The following is a 2,904-nucleotide window of genomic DNA, read 5'->3' as shown; positions in this document are numbered from 1 at the left end:
GAGGGACCGCAGATATAACATTCGGTAGCATCATATTGTGTGCCTAGCTCCTGAACTGCTGCCTTAATTGTATCGGTATCGAGCAGTCCTCGTTTACCTTGCCAATCTGTCGGGGGAATGTTTATAATATGTTCTACTTTAAAACGATTACTGTAGTTTTCCTCCAGTGTATCAATTTGACTTTTAAACATAACTGTATCGAGCCGTTCGTTTGCATAGAGTAACTTTACTGTGCTCTTTGGCTCTTTTGACATTACTGTTTTTGCTATTGATAGTAGAGGAGTAATTCCGCTACCACCACCAAAGAGAATGTATTTTTTTTGTTGTTCCTCTTGACATGTTACACGAAAATTACCTTGTGGAGGCATTATTTCTATGGTTCCTCCTTCCTTAACATGGTCATTAATATGATTTGACACCAATCCATTTTCTACCCGTTTTACCCCAATGGTAATATGATCTTCTATGGGGCTGCTGCACATGGAGTAGGCCCTTCGCTGTTCCTCTCCATTGAGGGTAAACTTCAAAGTAAGATATTGACCAGGTAAATAGTTGAACTCCTGATTTAAATCTTCTGGTACATTCAAAGTAACTGCTACCGCATACTCTGTTTCAGGCTTTACTTCAAGTACCTTTAATGGATGAAATTTCATTGTTTTTTCCGTTAGTCAGATTATTTATTATGCCGGAATAATTTTTCCAGACATGCTTTTGTAACCTTGTAAGGTGTTGTTCAAAAATGGCTCAGAATTGCCTACTTCGAGTCTGCTGGCATATTTGCAAAGTGCTTTTAATAACTCTTCCATCTCTAACCTCGCCAAATGTTCTCCTGCACACCTGTGGTTTCCATACCCCCAACCTAAGTGATCCTCAGGATTTCGGTGGATATCAAATTCATCAGGATTAGGATATTTTTTCGGATCTCTATTTGCGCAGCTCCAGAGCATCAGAACCCTTTTACCTTTCTCTAGTTGGTAGCCAGCAACTTCTGTATCTTTGGTTATCACTCGAGAAAATCCTCGTACGGGTGAAGATAGTCGGATAGCCTCGTTTACAACGCCTCTAATCAAATCAGGATTTTCTTTGATCTCATTGAATTTTTCAGGGTGTTTTGCCAACAACTCAAACATAGAAGTTGCTGATTGAATTGTCGTATCTAAACTGGGTATTGCATAACCCATTACTATGGCTCTTCCTTCATCCTCACCTAATTTACCTTCTTCAATTGCTTTGAAGGTCGCATGAGACCAACTTCCTGGCAAAACATTATCCTTGTTTAAGGTCCGAGAATATTTAGACAACCCAAATATAAGTCCCGGTAATGACTTAAGGGTTCTTAGATTGTTTGGCCCGAAGGTGTTAAAGGTAGCAAAGGCCCAATCCAATAATTTTTTGCTGCCTTTCTCAGGATATCCTATCATTTTGCTGACGATTTCCAAAGGGATGTGCGCTGCAAAATCTTTAACAACCTCTATTTCATTTTTTTCAGCCAAATTTTGCACCATATTTTCACAAGACTCAGAAATATTATCCTTGATATCTTTGAGCTTTCGTTGGGTTATGGGTTTCATATACCAAGCTTTGCGCTTTCTTTGTTCCTCCCCCTCACTCATCAAAACAGAAACTTTGGCCTCGGGTACTTCATTTGCTTGTTTATTCAAGGCAACCCCCTGGTCAGCCGTAAAGGTTTCCGGATCGTTCAGTACTTCCATATGGGCTGCATAGCTGGTAACAGCGTACACCTTGTCTTTTTTGAGATAAATAACATCTCCTAGTGCACTCAAATCTTTATACAGCTGTAACCCTGAAGCTAAAGATTTAGTAGAAAAAACGCTTTTATTGTATGAAGGTACCTGTTTCATGATTTTTATAAAGAATTATAATATTAATGTGATTGTCTTCTAAACTGTGTTTTTTTAGCCATCTCCTCTGACCAAGGAATGACCCCATTCTCAGTTGCCCATTTGTTATAAATAGAATCCATTTTTGCAATGGTCTCTGGCTGAGAAGCAGCGATATCATTTGACTCCGTTCTGTCGGTAGAAAGGTCATATAGTTCCCACTCTTTTTGATACTGATGAACACCCTTCAAATTGCCAAGCCAGACTGCACGATCGCCAAACCACTCAAAACAAATGGGTTGTTCTCTATCCCATTTTCCTTGAGATAATAGGGGCAATAAACTTTCTCCAACCAACGGATTTGGTGTGACTCCATTATACGTTTCAGGGTATTTAACTCCAGTAATATCTAATAGCGTAGGCATTAAATCTACTAAGTGGGCACCACCTTCTAAAATTTTACCAGAATCTTTTTGCCCTGGATAACGGATAATGAAAGGCGTAGCTGTTCCGCCTTCGTAAGGCGATGATTTATAACTTCGTAAAGGACTATTGGATACTTGGGCCCATTTCTTACTATAGGCTTCCATAGAACCGGCTGTACCTACTGCCCCCTCGTTACGTTTTACAGTAAAAGGCATTTTTCCTACATCCATATTTTCTGCGCCATTATCTGAAAGAAAAATCACTACAGTATTCTCTAATTGATCTGTGGTTCCCAAGTAGTTGAGTAGCTTACCAATGTTCTGATCTAGGTTATCTACCATGGCAGCATAAACTTCCATTTTTAAAGTCCAGTCTGCCTTTTCTTCTGTACTCAAACTGTCCCAAGAAGGCAGTAATTTATCTTTAAATAAATTCCAGTGCTCATCAGCGAGACCTAATTTTTTAATGTTTTCAAAACGGAGTTTGCGCAGCTCATCCCAACCGGCATCGTATTTCCCCTTATACTTCGCAATATCTTCAGCTTTGGCATGTAAAGGCCAATGTGGTGCGTTATAAGCCATATATAAAAAGAAGGGATTACCTTCTGGGGTGTTCTTCACAAAATCTATAGCTCTAT

At 39.4% G+C, this 2,904-nt stretch carries 3 protein-coding genes; all 3 read right to left on the bottom strand.

The genetic code is table 11. The features are described from left to right. A partial coding sequence (locus ABF281_RS04370) for an FAD-binding oxidoreductase (protein ID WP_347180475.1) occupies positions 1-653 on the bottom strand: 653 nt, incomplete at its 3' end. Between the two features lie 27 nt (positions 654-680). Further along, the gene (locus ABF281_RS04365) at positions 681-1,862 is read right to left on the bottom strand and encodes a cytochrome P450 (protein WP_347180474.1); all 1,182 of its coding nucleotides are present in this window, start codon (positions 1,860-1,862) and stop codon (positions 681-683) included. Between the two features lie 23 nt (positions 1,863-1,885). Continuing rightward, a partial coding sequence (locus ABF281_RS04360; protein ID WP_347180473.1) for a sulfatase-like hydrolase/transferase occupies positions 1,886-2,904 on the bottom strand: 1,019 nt, incomplete at its 5' end.

Origin of the sequence: Wenyingzhuangia sp., from assembly GCF_039768515.1 — a bacterium.
GTDB lineage: Bacteria > Bacteroidota > Bacteroidia > Flavobacteriales > Flavobacteriaceae > Wenyingzhuangia.
Note: the sequence above shows the minus strand (reverse complement) of the source record. Positions and strands in the feature narration are given on the sequence as shown.

What these genes read in the sequence shown, in the direction of transcription:
- ABF281_RS04365 (WP_347180474.1), bottom strand. Translation starts at nt 1,862, where the DNA reads ATGAAACAGGTACCTTCATACAATAAAAGCGTTTTTTCTACTAAATCT.